The organism is Nocardioides immobilis, assembly GCF_003515065.1.
Taxonomy (GTDB): domain Bacteria; phylum Actinomycetota; class Actinomycetes; order Propionibacteriales; family Nocardioidaceae; genus Nocardioides; species Nocardioides immobilis.
Genome location: NZ_QXGH01000024.1, coordinates 43,191 through 59,052, shown reverse-complemented (window position 1 = coordinate 59,052; position 15,862 = coordinate 43,191). Strand labels below are relative to the sequence as shown.

The following is a 15,862-nucleotide window of genomic DNA, read 5'->3' as shown; positions in this document are numbered from 1 at the left end:
ACGGCAGTGTGCGAACACTGGCCGGCCGATGCCGCACCACGTGCGCGGGCCGTGTTCGTCCGATTCGACCGTTGATCGAGTTCAGACTCGGTACGGTAGTCCACGTGCGGCCACTGGCTCCGGGACAGGGCGCCGCTGAACCAAGCCGCTGCCCCGGTCGTCGATAGTTGACAGGTGGTTGGAATGCCGATCGCGACCGTTGGGGAGGCGCTCGCGAGCCTACGCGCCAATCACCCGAGTCTTCTCGACGATCTCAACCGCGGCGATCGCGCGTTCTGGGTTGGGTCGGGTGTCTCATTCGATCAAGTGCCAGGCTTGGGCGAGCTCCTCCACAGGGTTCTCGAATTCCTTCGGGCGAACATCGACGCGGCCGCAACCGATGACATGCACCGCGACGCTCTCGACAGAATCATCGAGGAGCACCTTCCCAGCGAGTTGGCAACCTTCCGAGCGGACCCGTGTGCGTGGCCTATCCCTACGGATCTGTCAGAGCTGGAGACTTCTTATAGCGAGGTGCTCGGCACGGAGGTCGGCGACCGCCCGCAGGATTACCTTCTCTGGGACGCAGTGGATGTCCGACAGACATACGGCTCGCCCGACATCAACCCAGGCCCAGATCATCAGTTGATCGCGTTTCTCATCCATGAAGGCGTTCTCACCGACATCGTGACGACCAATTGGGACGGTCTTCTTGAAAAGGCGGTGGAGGAGTCGGCGCCCGCCGGCAATCCGCCGCCGCTAGCAGTAGTCATGTCCAGTGAGTCCTTCCGGACTGCTCGTGGCAGGTGCACCCTGTACAAGGCCCACGGCTGCGCCGTGCTAGCTCGCGAGGACGAGGCGAATCGTCAATACCTGGTAGCCCAGACAACTGACATCGCCAAGTGGCTGAACGCCGCGATCTACGCTCCGATGGTCGAGCGCCTTCGCACGCTCGCGCGCACTCGACGCTCCCTGATGTTGGGACTGTCTGTCCAGGACTACAACCTGCTATCGCAGATCGCTGGTGCCAGTGAGGACCTGCCATGGCATTGGGATCCGAGGGACCCCGCATACCTGTTCGCTGAACTAGTGATCAAGACCAGTCAGCGCAACGTCCTGCAGGTCGCCTATGACAACTACACGGAGCACCGAGTGCCGATCTGCGGCAACTCGGCAACCGGCATGTACTCGGGCCTGTTATTGGGCGCCAGCGTTGTCCATGTCGTGACGGAGAAGATGAGATTAGGGATTTCGTACGCCCCAGCCTTCGCAGGCTCAGCAGCCGTTGTTGACGGCTTAGGAGCGGGGGTAACGCGTCTCGAGACAGGAATCGTCGAGGATGCGTCTGGCAACCTGGGCCGTCTCGTCGAGTTGATCCGGGCCGGTATCTCCTCGATGACGAATCGATACTTCGACCCCACGTCCACTCTCGGAGACGACGAGTACGCCCCGTTCTACGGGCAACCGCTGGGCCTCGGAGTCGATGACCATTTCAAGCGATCGGGGCTGCCCGAGCTATCAGTCGCACTTGGCTTGCTTGGACTCGGCGTCGAGCGCCACCATTGGACGATGGCAGTCGGAACCGGGACAGCCGTCGAGTCCGGCGTCATCGAACTGACGTCCGGTCATCTCTCGCGCAAGCCATCCAAGGTGGTGTTGACGCGCGACTGGACCGCCACCAACGCGTTGACGGCGTCAGACCTCTGGACGTCTGACCCTGGCGATATCCTGGTGATTCAGGCAACTGGGGACCACGAGATCCGCTACGCGCGCGGGGTCTCGGGCGGGATCGGCAGCGGTCGGACCGCGAAGCACGACCGCAGGCAGATCTGGTTGACAGATCTTGAGTCCCACGCGGGCGACATCGACGCCTTAATGGACGCGTTTCGAGCCGAGGTATCTGTCTGATGACACCCGAAGCGAGAGATCAGACCCTCGTTCAGATCGATCACGTCCTAGGCGAGGCAGGGTACGTAGCCCTCGACGGTCCTCTGACCGTGGGCGGAGTGCCGTTTGAGGTCACACGTGCATATGCCGCTGGCCTCGGGTTCATAGACCTCGTGGTCGTTGTCGACGCGACGGATGGCACCACCAAGCAGCTTCAGCGCGGATACTGGCTGGTTGAGCGGATCGCTCGTGCCCTCGACCAGGCCGAATCTCGCCGACCTTTGACCGTTGTGCTGCTCCACGATGAGTTGGCAGCACGCGTCAACACGGAGGACTTCCTTCGCCTGGGGCGTGTGCTGCTGGTCACCGCTCCGGACAGGGTCTCGGTTGAACTAGCTCCAATACTCCCGATCGTGATCGAGCCGACCGCTGAACCAGGCCCGGATCCGCTCGACCAGTTGGTCAGGCGGCACGGCGGAGGTCAGGACGCCCCGAGGAAGGTTGAGATGATCGAAGCGGCCAAGCTAGGTCCTGAGCAAGTGCAGTCACGGCTTCTGAAATGGATTGACAACGCCTTCACCGACGAAGGAGGGCGCGAGGATGTTAAAGCTTGAGTCGCTTCGCCTCCGCGACTTCAGGAGTATTTCTGGCGAGTGGGAAGTCCCGTTGGACGCCAATGTGGTGCTAATTCACGGCGCGAACGGCGCGGGGAAGACGAGTTTGCTATCTGCGCTGGAGTTGGCCGCGACAGGCGGCATCTCCTATCTCGATCGATTGAGCGACGACGGCTATCGAAGGCACCTCCATCACAGGGGCACGAAGTCCGGGCAGATCACGCTGCGGACGTCCGGCCTCCGGGAACGGAACGTCGGGTCTGCATCGTTGACGGAGGCCGGGGCCGATTGCGAACCGCTCTTGGATGGGCCCCTCGCCGAGACCTTCGTCGAACGCTGCTTTTTGCCTCAAGCTACGTTGAGCCGCCTGTTTGAAGTTTATGCACCTAAAGACGCCCGCGATGCCGACACGCCCCTGATCCGGTTCGTGAAAGAAGTTCTGGGATTGGACGCTCTCGATGCTCTGATCGACGGCCTCCATCCTGCTGGCGACATCAGGCGCATACGGAACCTTAGCCGTGGTTGGCAGGGCGCCGAAGACCGCAGAGACGCTCTTGAACGAACGCTTCGAAATGCGCTGCAGGTCCAATCCACCGCCCAATCTCGCGCTGACGCCCTCACGGCTGACCTAGTCGCGCGCGTAGGTCTCGAGGAACCTTCCGATGACAGCCAGATTCAGACGGCAGTCGGTGACGTACTTGAGGCTCGGGACGGATACGACGAGACAGGAGCGCGGCTTCGCCAGGCTGCGTTACGCCTGGATGCGGTCGAACTAACGCTGGTCCAAGAGCAACTGATAACCGTCGACCCTAACGAACCAGAGGATGATTCGGGCCTAGCGGCAGCGGAGGCCCGCTTTCGCGATTGGAGCGAATCCCGGTCCCGCCCACTTCGCCAATGGTTTACGTCCCGCGCCAGCCAAGGTGCGAGCGAAGAATCCGATCCCGACCCGCAGACGATGCTGCGCGCTCTGCGACGCGAAATCGAGGATGTGGAGGCTTCGTTAGATGAAGCCGAGCGCAAGCGGACCGGAAATGCACAGATAGACGAACGGGCGGCCGTAGTTCGTGGAGCGGTGGCCGACATCGATCGTGAGATAGCCGATCTCGCAGATGAGCGGGACATAGCCTCCAGCGGCTCGGCTGCTGCGGCCTTGGCTTCAACTCTGGTGGGGGTACTCGAACACATTGACGGCGAGTCATGCCCAGTGTGCGATCAGCACTTCAGAGGCGCCGGTCCGTTGCGCGAGCACGTCATAGCGAAGGTCGGTGCTCTAAACTCGGATGCCGCGCGACTCGTAGCGATGGAGAATCGTCGAAGCCAACTCGATTCTCGCCGAAATGCGCTCGTCCGTGAACTAGAAGATCTTGGTATTCGTCGGCAGCAGATAGGCGACGTGCGAGCGCTCACCAGCGAAGTGCAGGCTCGTACCGCCCAGCTTAGGAATCTGCGCGCGTTGGAGCCGATCGGCGACGCCGGACGGTTGCTCACCACCGAGATAGCACGAATTCGTGACGTCCGAGCAATGGCGGCGCGAAGTCGAAAACTTCTCGACCGCTGCTTGGCGGATCTAAGCGACATTGCTCAAATCTTGGGCGTGACCCCTCCGCGCGGACTGCTCGCCCAGCAGGTCGCAGCGCTTCGAGCCTCGGCCCAAGCCGATCTTGAAGAGGTAACGAGCCAGCAGCACCGAGTTTCGGAAGTGCTCCGCCTCCAGGAGGCGTTGGATGCCACCAAGCATCAGTTGCTGGATGCCGCCCACTCTGTAGCGGCCGTGGAGGCCGACCTTGCACGGTTGGATCCTCACGTCGCCGAAGCCAGGCGGCGGAAGGAAGTTGCGTCGCGGCTCCGAAGATCCGCTGAGGAACTGCGCACGGCAACGACGACTCGGGTCTTCGATGAACGTCTGAATGGTTCGTGGGCAAGGATCTTTGGCGCCCTGGTTCCCTCGGAGCCATTCGTCCCACAGTTCAAGCCCATTCCGGCGGGGTCGCGACAAGTAACCGTCGACATAGAAACCCTTCATCGCGACGGACTCGAGGGAGCCGCGCCCGCCGCGATGTTGAGCCAGGGCAATCTGAACACCGCGGCTCTATCGCTCTTTGTCGCGCTGCACTTTGCGGTTGCTGCGCAACTACCTTGGCTCGTGTTCGATGATCCCGTGCAGTCGATGGACGACCTGCATGTGTCGAACTTCGCGGCGATGGTGAAGCAGTTGACGCGTCGACACGACCGCCAGATTGTCGTTGCAGTCCACGAACGCGACCTGTTTGAGTACTTGGCACTAGAGTTGACGCCCGCATCGCCAGGCGAAGAGGTAATCAAGATTGTCTTGGACCGGACGTACGGACGGACCGTGCTTACTCACGACCGCTTGCAATACCGAGAAGACACTGCGCTTACACCAAGTCCGGCGGCGTGAACCCTCAGAAGGTCTCGATCCGCTCCAAACGCGGAACCCGATAAAGGAAATGTCTGAGCACCCGAGGCTTGTCGCTTCACCCCGAATGAGCTGGGTGGTTGGTTCGCCCCTGACTCAGCGCATATGACCCACGATGTTGCCTTCCGTATCCCGAGCCGGCCAGCAAACTTGTCGCTCTATGGGGACTAGCTCGTCGGCTGTAAAGCGCCAACTTGTGGCCATGGGGGGAGGGCTCGAGTCGGGGTCCACGCGCTCGGGTCGCACCGTCAGAGTCCGATTCCCCTCGTCCACGGATTCGACCAGAATCTCATTTGGCGACGTTTCGAAGTGTCGGTGTAGCAAGGTGATGCCGAAGCGGTCGATCGCACCGTGACGCAGGAGCACCTCTCGTAGTTCGAGGAATAGGGCTTCGTCGTCGGAGCTAAATGGTTCAACGTTCTCAAATTTGTCCTCTGGACTCACGTCAGTCACCTCGCAGCCCTGCTCGCATCTCTGTTAGGCGATCGCCGGTCGGACGATGTGCCATCCTTCGAAGTTTCGCGCCCATCTCCGCCTTAGAGCGGCTTCCCGATCTTGTCGCCGGCCAGGACGCCGGCGACGGCCGATATGGCTGGAGAGAAAAAATAGCCCCCGCCGGTGGGCGTGACCCATTCTCGGTCCAATACGAACGTCTGCTTGTCACCAGACACCGACAGTAGTTCGACGGTTCGTTGGCGATCACCGTGCACATCGCTCTGTCCGATGATTGGGTCGTGCCCAGTGGCGTTCGGCTGCTTTGACGAGTTCGACCAGCGCCTGATTACGAACTCGAACTGGTCCTGCACGGAGGACATGTACGCCACGAACATCAGGCCTCGCTCAGCGGTCACAAGCTCCGGAGGCGGCGAATGGACTCCGGCAAGCACCTCCCCGTACGGGATCCCTCGCCGAAGCATCAGCCTCAGGAGCGTGTCGGCGGGAGCGCCGAAATCAGTTCCACTGTCCCGCGGGTTCACCTTGCGGATATGACCGGCCAGCGGGCATGCATGCCCAAAGATGTCGGATCGCGCGCGCGGATGGCTGTCTCCGGGGTACCCACCATCCAGAAGCTCCTTGGTCGGGGTCCAGTCGCGACTGTCGTCCTCGAACAAGAAATAGTTGTGCGCAAACTCGTCGCCAGCGAGGTCGAGGTCGTCCTTCTTCGGCGACCTCGATATCGGAGCGCCGCTCGGCCAACGACCGACGAGCATCGAAGCGAAGTGAACCGGATCGGAGCCGTACTGTTCGCTGGCTGCGGCGGCGAAATCCCAGAACGCCATGACATCCTGGTTCAGGCGTCTGCACACCAGGTACGAGCCGTTGTTGGCCCAAGCGGGGAAAACACCGCCGTCATCTGGGACGAGCGGATCGGCTGGGTTCTGTCGCGGCCAACCAGCAATGAACTGTCCTGGCCACACGAGCGGCTGCCCGGCTTTGCCGAATATGTGCGAGTGGGGGTTGCGTGGATCGATGTAGCGAGGCGTGATGAAGTCCCCATCAGCAGTCACGCCTCTGACGCCGGGTTGCGACACGCCGTCCTTGAACCCGAATGCTCGTGTCCCGCCAGCTCTCCGGGCAGGTTCGCGCACGCCTGATCAAAGGTGATCGTCAGGCCATTGCTTGCGGCGCGCTCCAGGATCTCGGCAGCGGCCGCATTGAGGTCCTCCGGCGTGTCGGCGGCGACGATCACAAGAAAATCGGCTTCAGAGTCAGTCCCGCCAACGCACCAACCGTCGCGATGACCGGGAGTTGCGGGCTGCGTAGGGTCACCGAGGTATGTCGATCGAGAGGCCATTCCTTGACGGAACGCCTCGTCGCCCATGTCGCCGAGTGCTTCCTTACCCAAGAGTTTGACGATCGCAGTGCGCGACACGGCGAACGCCGTCCAGGTGGCAGCCTTCGATGGGTCCGTTTGTCCCGTCAACAACCGCTCGCGCCGGAACTCACGTCTGAAATCCAGCACTTCCTGCATGCTTGAGAGTCGCGGCGCCAACCAGTGAAGCCAGGATCGGGCGGCCTCCACCTCGGACAGCGAGAGGAAGAGAAACCGCTGGTAGTCTTTATTGAAGCCGGGGATTACGTTGCCTTGAATGTCTGCGGTGGCGGCAGCATCGAAGACGGGTTCGCCCGTCGGTGCGGCATCAGCGATCGCCTTAAGCGAATCAATAGACTGGCCCGCTGCGGCCTGCGGCAGGTCGATGCCTGAGAGTCGCTGGACGCCACTGCCGATGAGACCGGCGAGCGCCTCTGCTCCTTGGTCGCTCATTCTGCCGCTCCAGACACGACGTGGGCAGACATGGTGATGTGCTCGGCGATATGACCGCCGAACTCGATGGGTCGACCGCCGATGAGGATGTCACCGACCTGGAACCCCGCCCCTTCGGGCACCTCGTACGTGACTCTGAGCGCGCCCCCTCTAACGCCACGGTCCACGTTCCAGTAGTCGTCCACGGGGTCGCCGTTCGGCTTTGTCCACCCCGAGTCGTCCCATCCCAGCATGTACAGACCGGGTGGGTTGTCCGCGGACACTTGCAGGCCCTGTCGCGACATGGCCCAGATGTCGAAGTTGATCCGCGCATCAGCTCCCGTGGCTCGAGAGTATGGGAGGGCGTCGAAACCATCATGGGCGTGCTGCGAGGGCTCGATCTCCTGGGAGACCCCGAGGAGATCTTTCATCGAATTGATGCGCATGACGTAGTGCATGATCCCGTGGGTGGTGTTCCACTTGTTCTTTGGAAAGTAGGTGTCATTTTCCGGGAACAGGTCTTTGTGGGTTACGTCTGTAGAGACATAGCGCTGATAAAGGCCCAGCACCACTTCAGGATGCAGCTCGGCCAAGAGATTCCAGTACTCGGGTGTCTCGGTCGTGAAGGTGACGCGCGAGATCTTGTCGTTCTTCTTCTCGACGTGCCACTCAAGGTACTCGATCTGCACGGCGCGATTCTCGGCCAGCTCGTAAGCCTTGCGGCGATCGTCCCGATGCTCCTGGAGCAACGGGCGGGACAATCCGGTCCAGGTAATCGCCCGTTCATGATCGCGGCGCTGGTCCCGCAGTGCCGGGTTCACGTAGGCGCCTCGACCACTGACTTCCGTCGACTCAACGACAAGCTTGCTGACCTCGTGATGCCACTGATCGTAAAAGGCTGAGTCGTCACCGACGTCCATGAGATTGCCGGGAGTTGAGAATCGAAAGGACGTCATATTGCGAAACCTAGCAGTGGTGTTCCGTTTTCGGAACGACCAAGGGTCGACTCCCGGGCGTCCTTAACGAGCTCCCGAACGAAACTCCAGAGTGCGGAGCGGGGGGTGACATGTGTGACGCGCTCAGCCGCATGCTGGTTCGATGCCTATCGACTCCAAAGGCCATGAAGACTGGAGGCACTCGACAGCTCGATCCTCGAGCCACCGGCTCATGCATGGCGGGCTCCGGGCTCGTGTTCCCCACGTGCGTGATCACCCTCGCCCACCGGGGCCAGGTGTCGGCCCGCGCGAGGACGCCGAACAGGTCGTCGGGTGAGAGCGCGACGTCGATGCTGTTGCTGAACTGCGACGGCGCTCGGTCCATCCAGTCGAGCCCGGACCTGCTGGCAGGGGTGCAGCGTCTTGGTCATGTGCTTCGGCACGATCCGAATCTAGCGACGATCTAGAATGTGTTCTAGTTCGGACCGGGCGTCCTCACCTCGCGGGCGGTTCCGCTCGGAGATGCATAGCGGATGAGACTGTGGCGCAGCGCCCACGCAAGCAGCTGGCTGGCCGCGGCTTCCGGAACTCCCGACGCGGTGAGCCCTGCGGTGGCCTCGCGCGTCGTGGCACCGCCACGGAGCAGGTCGCGCAGGAGCAACAGGTCGAACCCCCCAGCGCTCCTCACCAACGCGTCGTCGGGGAGCACGCACACCTCGCGGGACACGATCAGGCCCCCGACGTTCGCAGGCCGACGGTGGACCTCGGCCGCGAAGACGAGGTGACGTTCGACGTCGAGCACCGGTGTCTCCTCCGGAGCCTGCGCTGATCCCCCCTCCGGATCCTCTAACGCGACCAAGCTCGTCAGGTGGCGCCTCCTCGCCGCGGCGACGAGGTCGGTGTAGTAGGCGGTCGCCGTGTCGTAGTCGCCGGTGGCCCACGTATTCACGACGGCCCCGGCAGCGATGGCGCTGACCAGACCGAATCGCACCCCATGGCCACCGATCGGGCTGCACGCGAGCGCCGCGTCACCGACGGAGATGCGGCGCCCCTCGACGGGGCGTGACGACCACTGGACCCCCGCGGGGCGCGTCGCGACCTGCGTGAACGCCGACGCGTCGATCTCCAGCTCCGCGGCGAGCGCCGGGGTAAGTCGGCGGCCGGCCGGCGTGGCAGCCACCACCCCGACCGTCGTCAGATCGGGATGGTCCAACCGGTAGGCCCACCCCGCCGGGGTGCGGGTGACGCGTCCTGGCCGTGCCCGCCCGCGGCCAGGGCCGGCGTAGACGGCGGCCACCTCTGCGCCGTCGCGGCCCACCGGTCGCGAGTGACGGGCCGCCCGGCCCGTGGCGTCCACGACCGCTGCTGCGTCTGCGTCGATCGCTGACCGCGCGCCAGCCGGCGCGAGCCTCGCGCCCCGCCGGCGGGCCTCCAGGAGGCATTCCGCGGCGAGGCGCTGCCGGTCCACGTGGACCCACGTGCCGTCGAGGACCCGAGGGGTCTGGGCGTGGAGGTTCTCGAAGCCGTTAACCCCCACGGCGCCGGCACTGACCAGCTCGGCCTGCAGACCGAGCTCGCCCAGGAGGTGCGTCGTGGCGGCCGGCAACGCCTCGACCGCCGCAGCTTGCCGTGCTCGCGCGCCGGACCCCCGGCTGAGGATGACCGTGTCGAAGCCGGCGTCCAGCAGGGCACACGCCGTTGCGGCCGCTGCCAAGCCGTCCCCCACCACCCGGACACGGCGACCGCCCGAGTCATCCACCCTCACTGCCAGGGTGACAGGAACGGGATCCCCAGACCCTCCTTGGCCAGGGCCTCGCCCCGGGTCTGGAGGTCGAACATCAGCGCGCGTGCCTCGGCGAGCGCTTGCTGGTTCTCAGGCTGGTTCAGCTCGTAGCCGGTCGTCAGGGCTCGGGTGATGCGGAGGTAGAGGTCCATCGCCTCCGCGACGCGGGGATCTGCCGGGTCGGCGGGCACCACGGGCCGAAGGTAGACGTGCTCGTCGGTCCCGTAGTTGCGCAGTGCCGCCTGGATGTCGCGGAAGTTGAGGAAGTGCTGCTCGCCGTCGTTGGCCACGTTGGACGCCAACTGGTAGAGGTGTGGTGGGTAGTCGGGCTGGCGAAGCGTCGCCGTGACACGCGCGTACTGCCCGTCGATGTAGCCGCTTCCGCGCTCGATGTCCACGAATAGCTGGAGCGTCTCCGGTGTCAGGGGCTGCAACTGTGCCGGAACGGCGGGCTTGTCCTTGCCCCTGGCCGGGACGATGAGCGCCGGAGGCACGACCACGGGCGAGAATTGGTCTTTGCCGTGGTGCACCGAGAGCCCCCACAACAGGTGGTTCGCGATCCTGAGGTGCTGCATCTCGCCCGTCGCGACCTCCAGCAGGACGCTCCTGGCATAGGTCACGTCGTTGGCCAGCTGCGGCCAGGTGCCCTTGCTGACCTCCTTCGCGTCGTCGGCATCCAGGAGGGAGAACCTCGCGTACAGGTAGAGGAGGGCGACGAGGTGCTCCAAGCCGGCCAGCTCCACGATCCGCGCCCAGAGCTCGTCATCGGTCGCGAAGGGCTCGGCCCAGTCACTGCCCTTCGAACGAGGGACATAGGTGCCGTCCACCTCCCGGCCCTCCAGGACGACGGCCAGGTCCTGCCACTCGCGGTTGATCTGGAAGTACGAGATCTGGAACGGCCGGTTCGACCCCTGCGACGGCAGGGCTTCAGGGTGCAGAACGCTCAGGTCGGGGTCCCTCAGCCAGTCCACCCGGACGCTGTCGGCGAGGTCCTCCGACGCCCCGCCGGGAAGGACGGGCTCGCCGGGCTGGACAGCCGGCATGACGATGTCGGGGTGGTTCGATGCCCAGTAGGTGCACGAGCAGTCGCGGAAGTCGTGGGTCCAGGGCGAGCACAGGCTCTGCGTCAGCTCGCCCGGCTGGTAGGCAGCGTCGATGACCCCGGTCTGCGGGTCGGTGTAGGTTCGCCGCCACCCGTCGAGCTGGACGGGACCCGCGTACTGCCCCTTCGCTAAGCCCCGCTCCACGACCCGCACCGAGACCGGGCCTGGGCGCAGGCTGCGGACGAGGCGCCAGACGACGAGTCCATCCAGCGGCGAGCCGTCGGAGCCGTCAAGCGAGATGGTCGTGCCGTCTTGGACGATCGACTCGAGGAACCAGGATCGACCCGAGAGGTTGCCGGATAGCCGGGCCAGCGACGCTCGGAGGGCCTTCACGGCTTTGTCGTCGTGGCATTGAGGTGGCCTGCCCAGGTCTGGGTCGTCCGTGTCCACTGCGACGACTCGTGCTCCTCGGCGACCCAGGTCGGGAGACGCTGCGTCGTCCTGCGAGGCGAACTCGACGACCAGCCCGGGGAAGAAGCGTCGGTCCAGGTTGCGGTGGTCGTACTCCAGGCCCGGGTAGCAGTTGCCGACCCCGCTCTCCGGCCGGGTGCTGGGGGGATTGCCTGCGACGTTGAACGACGCCCGGGCCGTGAGGTTGCGCGGGAAGATGCGGTTGACGCTGTCGGTCACGGCGACACCTGCTCCATCTGGGAGAACAGCTCCGGAAACGTGGACTGGGCCTGCGGGTACCACATCAGGCATTGCTCCAGCCAGCCGCGGATCATGTCGCAACCGTGCCGACCGGACTCGATCACCTCGGCGTGGCACCCGCCCCCGCAGAGGTAGCGGGCCCAGCACGAGCGGCAGGGTTCTTGCTTGTCCACCAGTCGCTCCTCGAGGAAGGTGCGTCGAGCGGCGTCGGACAGGGCGCCCGGACCTCCCAATGCGAACCGTGGATCCCCGATGGTCCGATGGCACGTGGCGTACGACCCGCCCGCGTCGACGGAGACGTAGCCGTACGCAGCCCCGCAGGGGAGCGGGCGGCAGGTCCCGCGGTGGATCTCGGTCAGGGCGGAGGACAGGTTGGAGAACCGCCATCGCCGTATCCCGGTCTCGCCGCGCAGGCGGGCGAGCTCGTCCTCACCAGCGTCGATCATGCTCGTGAGGTAGGCGTTCCAGTCGCTCGGCTGGATGAGGAGGCTCGCGTCGGGCCCGGTGCGAGCGGGGCTCACGCCGATCTCGCGGAACCCGACGGCGCCCAGGGCCGCGACGCGCCCGGCGATGTCCAGGTCGTCGCGGGTGACGGTCGCGCGCGCGGACACGTGGGACAGGCCGGGCTCCTCGAGCAGCGGCCGGATCCGGTCGACGGCCCGACGCCACGACCCGGAGCCGTTGCGGCCGCTCCGGTGGCGGTCGTGGGTCGCCTCGCTCCCGTCCAGGCTCACCGTGACCGCGAAGGGGTGGGACCGGAACAGGTCGAGATCCGCAGCGTCGATCACGGTCGCATTGGTGGTGATGGAGAAACCGACGACCACGCCGCTCTCGGCGGCCCGGTCGGTGGCGTGACGGACTGCGTCGTGCACCACCGCGCGACCGAGCAGCGGCTCGCCGCCGATGAAGCCGACCGTCACCCGCTCGCCCGGGTGGGCCCCGGCCACGAGGTCGTCGATGGCGCGTCGGGCGACCGTCACGCTCATGTGGACCGGTGTCCCGCCGAACCGGCCCTCGTCGGCGTAGCAGTAGTTGCACGACAGGTTGCATGACTGGGCCACGTTCAGCGAGATCGCGCGCGGCCGTGGAAGCGGGCCGAGGCCTTCGAGCTCGTCGGTTCGACCGTCGACCGATCGCGCGAGCTCGGCCTCGGCGGACGGATCACCCGCGGCCAGCAGCTCCGCGAGCGACGGATCGACCTCGAACAGGAGCGACCCGGCCATGACCAGCACCATCGGGGCGGCGCCGTCGAGGACGTGGAACCACGGGGGCTCGGCCGTCGACACCAAGGCCTCCGGCCGCGTCGTGAGGGTGAGCGGCACGGGGTTCACTGCTGTGGCTCCGAGTTGTCGGCCGCGGCCGCCATCCGACGCAGCCGCGCGCGAATGCGTCGCCGAGCGGGCGTCTCGAACGCGGCGGGCGCCTCGAACTCGGCGAACGCCTTCCACCCGGGGGCTGCCTCGGCCGCCAGTGCCCGGGCACCTTCCGGTGCCGAGCCCGCGCCAGCCGCCGAGGCGGCGTCGGCCGCCGCCACGTAGGTCATTAGCTCCGCGTACTGACGTCGTGTCAGGCCCAGCGCCTGAGCCATCTCGTCCCGCATGTAGGGAGGCATCCGCATGTCGTGCAACAGGTCGCGCAGGATGCGGGGATCGCGGAACGTCGGGTCGGGGGCGTCGTCGGAGGCGACCTCGGGGCGTAGGTCGGCGAAGGCGCCGTAGGCCGGGCGGACCAGGTCGCGCACCCTGTCGCCACGCCCGATCAGGAACCTGATCAGCTCCTCCTCGTCCGCCAGGGGGTTGTGGGCCAGGGCGACCAGGCTCGAGAAGACCAGGCCCACCTCGGGGTCGGGCACACCTCGCGGGAACGCGGCCTGCACATTTGCATCCGCGAACGGGGCATCGTCCGGAAGCATGCTTTTCTTGCCGACGTGAGGGGGCTCGGAGTGAGGGGGCTCGGAGTCCGGAGCCCCGGGAGTGATGGTGCCCTTGTTCTGGGCCAGCGCGCGGGCGCGAATGGCATCTAGGTTGATCAGCGACGCGGTCTCCCAGACGCGCGCGAAGATGTCTGCCAACCGGGACTGGGTGTCCGGTGCCTGTGCCTCCGTCAGGAGAGCCGAGAGCGACGAGGGCTCGAGGTCGCGGTCTGCCAGGTCGTCCGCGAGCGACACGAACGGTCGTCGGTCAGGGGCGTAGTCGGGGGGTCCGACCGAGATCCGCGCGGAGGCCGTGTAGCGCTTCGTGCCGATCACGACCGCTGCGGTGATGAGCCCGTCGCACGTGTCGTCGACAACCCCCCAGGAGACGTTGCTGTGCTGGTCGGCGCCGTCGTAGGTGTCCCACGGCTCAGGGTTCACCCACAGCGGGTTCTCGTAGGCGCCGTCGTACGAGAGCCAGGTCGATCGCGGGTTCAGGATGCGGTTGGGCTCAGGCACGATCTCGTGGAACTGCTTCGTCGCATCGTCCTGGCCCAGCACGGCGGTGGGTGGTCCGTAGACCTCCCCGCGCGCCGGTGTGAAGCGGACCCGCACGGTGCCCAAATCGGCGCCGGACACGTGGACGGGGGTGGGTCGGATGATCTGGAACGAGCCCAGCGGGACCGGGCTGCCCTCCTCGACCAAGGGCTCGCCCGCCGGCTGCGGCGGGGTGAACGCGTGAAGCGGGTGCTTCGCGTGGTCCGTGCCGGCCACTTTCACGTAGGCCTCGAAGCCGTTGGCCGGGTCATTGGTGCGGCGCGCCGCCTTGAGGTTGGCGACGTGGACGCCGAACGACATGGCGGACAGGTCCGCGCCGAGTCGCTTCAGGAGGTCCAACGACAGCGCGGTGTCGACCACGCTGCCCGCCTCCTGACCACCCTGAGTCACCTCGGGATCGTCAGCGCCCAAGACCACGCTCGCGTGCACCTCGAAGAAGGGTGCCACCGGTTTCAGGAGGCCCTCTTCGCGGAACGTCAACACCGACGGGACGAACGGGAGGAGGCTGCCGTCCTCGAGGACCTGGAAGGTCAGCGCCGGATCGAGCACGTTGCGCGCCACCCCGTAGATGGTGGGGTCCTCGACCCAGACGTAGTTGTCCATGGGTGTCGGCGCCCCGCCCAGTCTGGCGATGGCGAGAGGTGGCTCGAAGTAGATCGCCTGCAGCGTCACCATGGAACGACCCCCATTGGAAGTGCGGTGGCGACGTGCCACCAGGCTGCTCACGGAGCATTCTCGACAGCGCCGCGGGATGTCAAGGGGGGCACCTCACCTGCTTGGCTGGAGTCGTGGCCAACCGCCTGCAGGACGCGACCTCGCCGTACCTCCTCCAGCACGCCGACAACCCCGTTGACCATTGTGAGTGGGGAGCCGGCGGCGTTCGAGGAGGCGCGGCGGCGCGACGTACCCATCCTGCTCTCGGTCGGGTACGCCGCGTGCCACTGGTGCCACGTGATGGCGCACGAGTCGTTCGAGGACGAAGCGACGGCGGCCTAGCTCAACGAGCACTGCATGAGCATCAAGGTCGAACGCGAGGAGCGGGCCCGACGTCGACGCGGTCTACATGGACGCGACGACGTCGATGACCGACCACGGCGGCTGGCCGATGACCTGCGTCCTGGACCACGACGGCAACCCGTTCTTCGCGAGCACCTACTTCCCCGACCAGCCGCGGCACGGCGAGCCGAGCTTCCGTCAGGTGCTCGAGGCGATGGCCGACGCATGGCGGACCAAGCCCGACGACGTGCGCCGGGTCGCCGCCAACCTCCGCGAGCACCTCGGCCGGGCCACCGCGCTGGCCGCCGGCTGCATCACCGAGGAGACGCTGGCGCAGGCGGTCAACGCTGCTGGAGGGGGGAGTACGACGGAGTGCACGGCGGCTTCGGCGGCGCCCCCGAAGTCCCCGCCGTCAATGTGCTGGAACTCCTGCGCCGTCGAGGGCGAGTTCTACGCCTGGAAGGCCGCCGAGCTCCGCGAGGACCGCCATTGGACCGCGGTCACGCCGCTTCGCCAGTGCGGGAGAGCTTGCAGAGGCTCTCCCAGGCGGTCGATAGCACCCAGCAACCCGCGTCCTATCGCCGCCAAGGCGGCCACGTCATACCGTCGCCAGTCGGCGCGGGCAAGTTCTCGATGTTGCCGAGAATCTGCCAGCCCCTGCTAGGTCTGATAGACGAATCGGTGCCGACCGTCGGCGCCCGAAGCGATGTGTGCGAGCTCGCGGACGACGTCTTCGTTCGGCGGCACGATCATCAGGTC

Annotated in this window: 12 protein-coding genes; 5 read left to right on the top strand and 7 right to left on the bottom strand. The window is 65.7% G+C overall.

The window, feature by feature from the left end; translation table 11 throughout:
- Nucleotides 1-183: 183 nt before the first annotated feature.
- Genes D0Z08_RS19405 through D0Z08_RS19395 form a run of 3 tightly spaced genes read left to right on the top strand, consistent with a single transcriptional unit; the run spans nucleotide 184 to nucleotide 4,902 of the window.
- Complete coding sequence (locus D0Z08_RS19405; RefSeq protein ID WP_118926913.1) at nucleotides 184-1,887, top strand: SIR2 family protein; 1,704 nt, start codon at nucleotides 184-186, stop codon at nucleotides 1,885-1,887.
- Nucleotides 1,887-2,480, top strand: a complete 594-nt coding sequence (locus D0Z08_RS19400) for a hypothetical protein (RefSeq protein ID WP_118926912.1) — start codon at nucleotides 1,887-1,889, stop codon at nucleotides 2,478-2,480. The genes D0Z08_RS19405 and D0Z08_RS19400 overlap by 1 nt, the downstream gene beginning before the upstream one ends.
- Nucleotides 2,467-4,902 carry an AAA family ATPase gene (locus D0Z08_RS19395; RefSeq protein ID WP_118926911.1) on the top strand — a complete coding sequence of 812 codons (2,436 nt, stop codon included), beginning with the start codon at nucleotides 2,467-2,469 and terminating at the stop codon, nucleotides 4,900-4,902. Before D0Z08_RS19400 ends, D0Z08_RS19395 begins: the two co-directional genes overlap by 14 nt.
- A gap of 554 nt (nucleotides 4,903-5,456) precedes the next feature.
- Here D0Z08_RS19395 and D0Z08_RS19390 read toward each other — a convergent pair.
- The 7 genes from D0Z08_RS19390 to D0Z08_RS19355 all read right to left on the bottom strand — a co-directional run bounded on the left by D0Z08_RS19390 (nucleotide 5,457) and on the right by D0Z08_RS19355 (nucleotide 14,782).
- Nucleotides 5,457-6,452 (bottom strand): Dyp-type peroxidase, encoded by a 996-nt coding sequence (locus tag D0Z08_RS19390; RefSeq protein ID WP_182481392.1) that lies wholly within the window; start codon nucleotides 6,450-6,452, stop codon nucleotides 5,457-5,459.
- Entirely contained in the window at nucleotides 6,425-7,186 is a 762-nt protein-coding gene (locus D0Z08_RS19385) for a hypothetical protein (protein ID WP_118926909.1), read from the bottom strand. The genes D0Z08_RS19390 and D0Z08_RS19385 overlap by 28 nt, the downstream gene beginning before the upstream one ends.
- Entirely contained in the window at nucleotides 7,183-8,121 is a 939-nt protein-coding gene (locus D0Z08_RS19380; protein WP_147381478.1) for a hypothetical protein, read from the bottom strand. Before D0Z08_RS19380 ends, D0Z08_RS19385 begins: the two co-directional genes overlap by 4 nt.
- Before the next feature lie 454 nt (nucleotides 8,122-8,575).
- Nucleotides 8,576-9,814 (bottom strand): hypothetical protein, encoded by a 1,239-nt coding sequence (locus D0Z08_RS19370; protein ID WP_147381477.1) that lies wholly within the window; start codon nucleotides 9,812-9,814, stop codon nucleotides 8,576-8,578.
- A 47-nt stretch (nucleotides 9,815-9,861) separates the two neighbouring features.
- Nucleotides 9,862-11,616, bottom strand: a complete 1,755-nt coding sequence (locus tag D0Z08_RS19365) for a ferritin-like domain-containing protein (RefSeq protein WP_118926905.1) — start codon at nucleotides 11,614-11,616, stop codon at nucleotides 9,862-9,864.
- Entirely contained in the window at nucleotides 11,613-12,968 is a 1,356-nt protein-coding gene (locus D0Z08_RS19360; RefSeq protein WP_118926904.1) for a radical SAM/SPASM domain-containing protein, read from the bottom strand. Before D0Z08_RS19360 ends, D0Z08_RS19365 begins: the two co-directional genes overlap by 4 nt.
- Complete coding sequence (locus D0Z08_RS19355) at nucleotides 12,965-14,782, bottom strand: hypothetical protein (RefSeq protein ID WP_118926903.1); 1,818 nt, start codon at nucleotides 14,780-14,782, stop codon at nucleotides 12,965-12,967. Before D0Z08_RS19355 ends, D0Z08_RS19360 begins: the two co-directional genes overlap by 4 nt.
- A 183-nt stretch (nucleotides 14,783-14,965) precedes the next feature.
- Between D0Z08_RS19355 and D0Z08_RS33455 the strand changes: the two genes are divergently transcribed.
- Nucleotides 14,966-15,103, top strand: a complete 138-nt coding sequence (locus D0Z08_RS33455; RefSeq protein WP_281271756.1) for a DUF255 domain-containing protein — start codon at nucleotides 14,966-14,968, stop codon at nucleotides 15,101-15,103.
- 67 nt (nucleotides 15,104-15,170) lie between these two features.
- Nucleotides 15,171-15,767 (top strand): DUF255 domain-containing protein, encoded by a 597-nt coding sequence (locus tag D0Z08_RS19350; RefSeq protein ID WP_281271755.1) that lies wholly within the window; start codon nucleotides 15,171-15,173, stop codon nucleotides 15,765-15,767.
- The last annotated feature ends 95 nt before the right edge of the window (nucleotides 15,768-15,862 follow it).

What these genes read in the sequence shown, in the direction of transcription:
- D0Z08_RS19355 (WP_118926903.1), bottom strand. Translation starts at nt 14,782, where the DNA reads ATGGTGACGCTGCAGGCGATCTACTTCGAGCCACCTCTCGCCATCGCC.
- D0Z08_RS19350 (WP_281271755.1), top strand. Translation starts at nt 15,171, where the DNA reads ATGGACGCGACGACGTCGATGACCGACCACGGCGGCTGGCCGATGACC.
- D0Z08_RS19395 (WP_118926911.1), top strand. Translation starts at nt 2,467, where the DNA reads ATGTTAAAGCTTGAGTCGCTTCGCCTCCGCGACTTCAGGAGTATTTCT.
- D0Z08_RS19400 (WP_118926912.1), top strand. Translation starts at nt 1,887, where the DNA reads ATGACACCCGAAGCGAGAGATCAGACCCTCGTTCAGATCGATCACGTC.
- D0Z08_RS19380 (WP_147381478.1), bottom strand. Translation starts at nt 8,121, where the DNA reads ATGACGTCCTTTCGATTCTCAACTCCCGGCAATCTCATGGACGTCGGT.
- D0Z08_RS19385 (WP_118926909.1), bottom strand. Translation starts at nt 7,186, where the DNA reads ATGAGCGACCAAGGAGCAGAGGCGCTCGCCGGTCTCATCGGCAGTGGC.
- D0Z08_RS19405 (WP_118926913.1), top strand. Translation starts at nt 184, where the DNA reads ATGCCGATCGCGACCGTTGGGGAGGCGCTCGCGAGCCTACGCGCCAAT.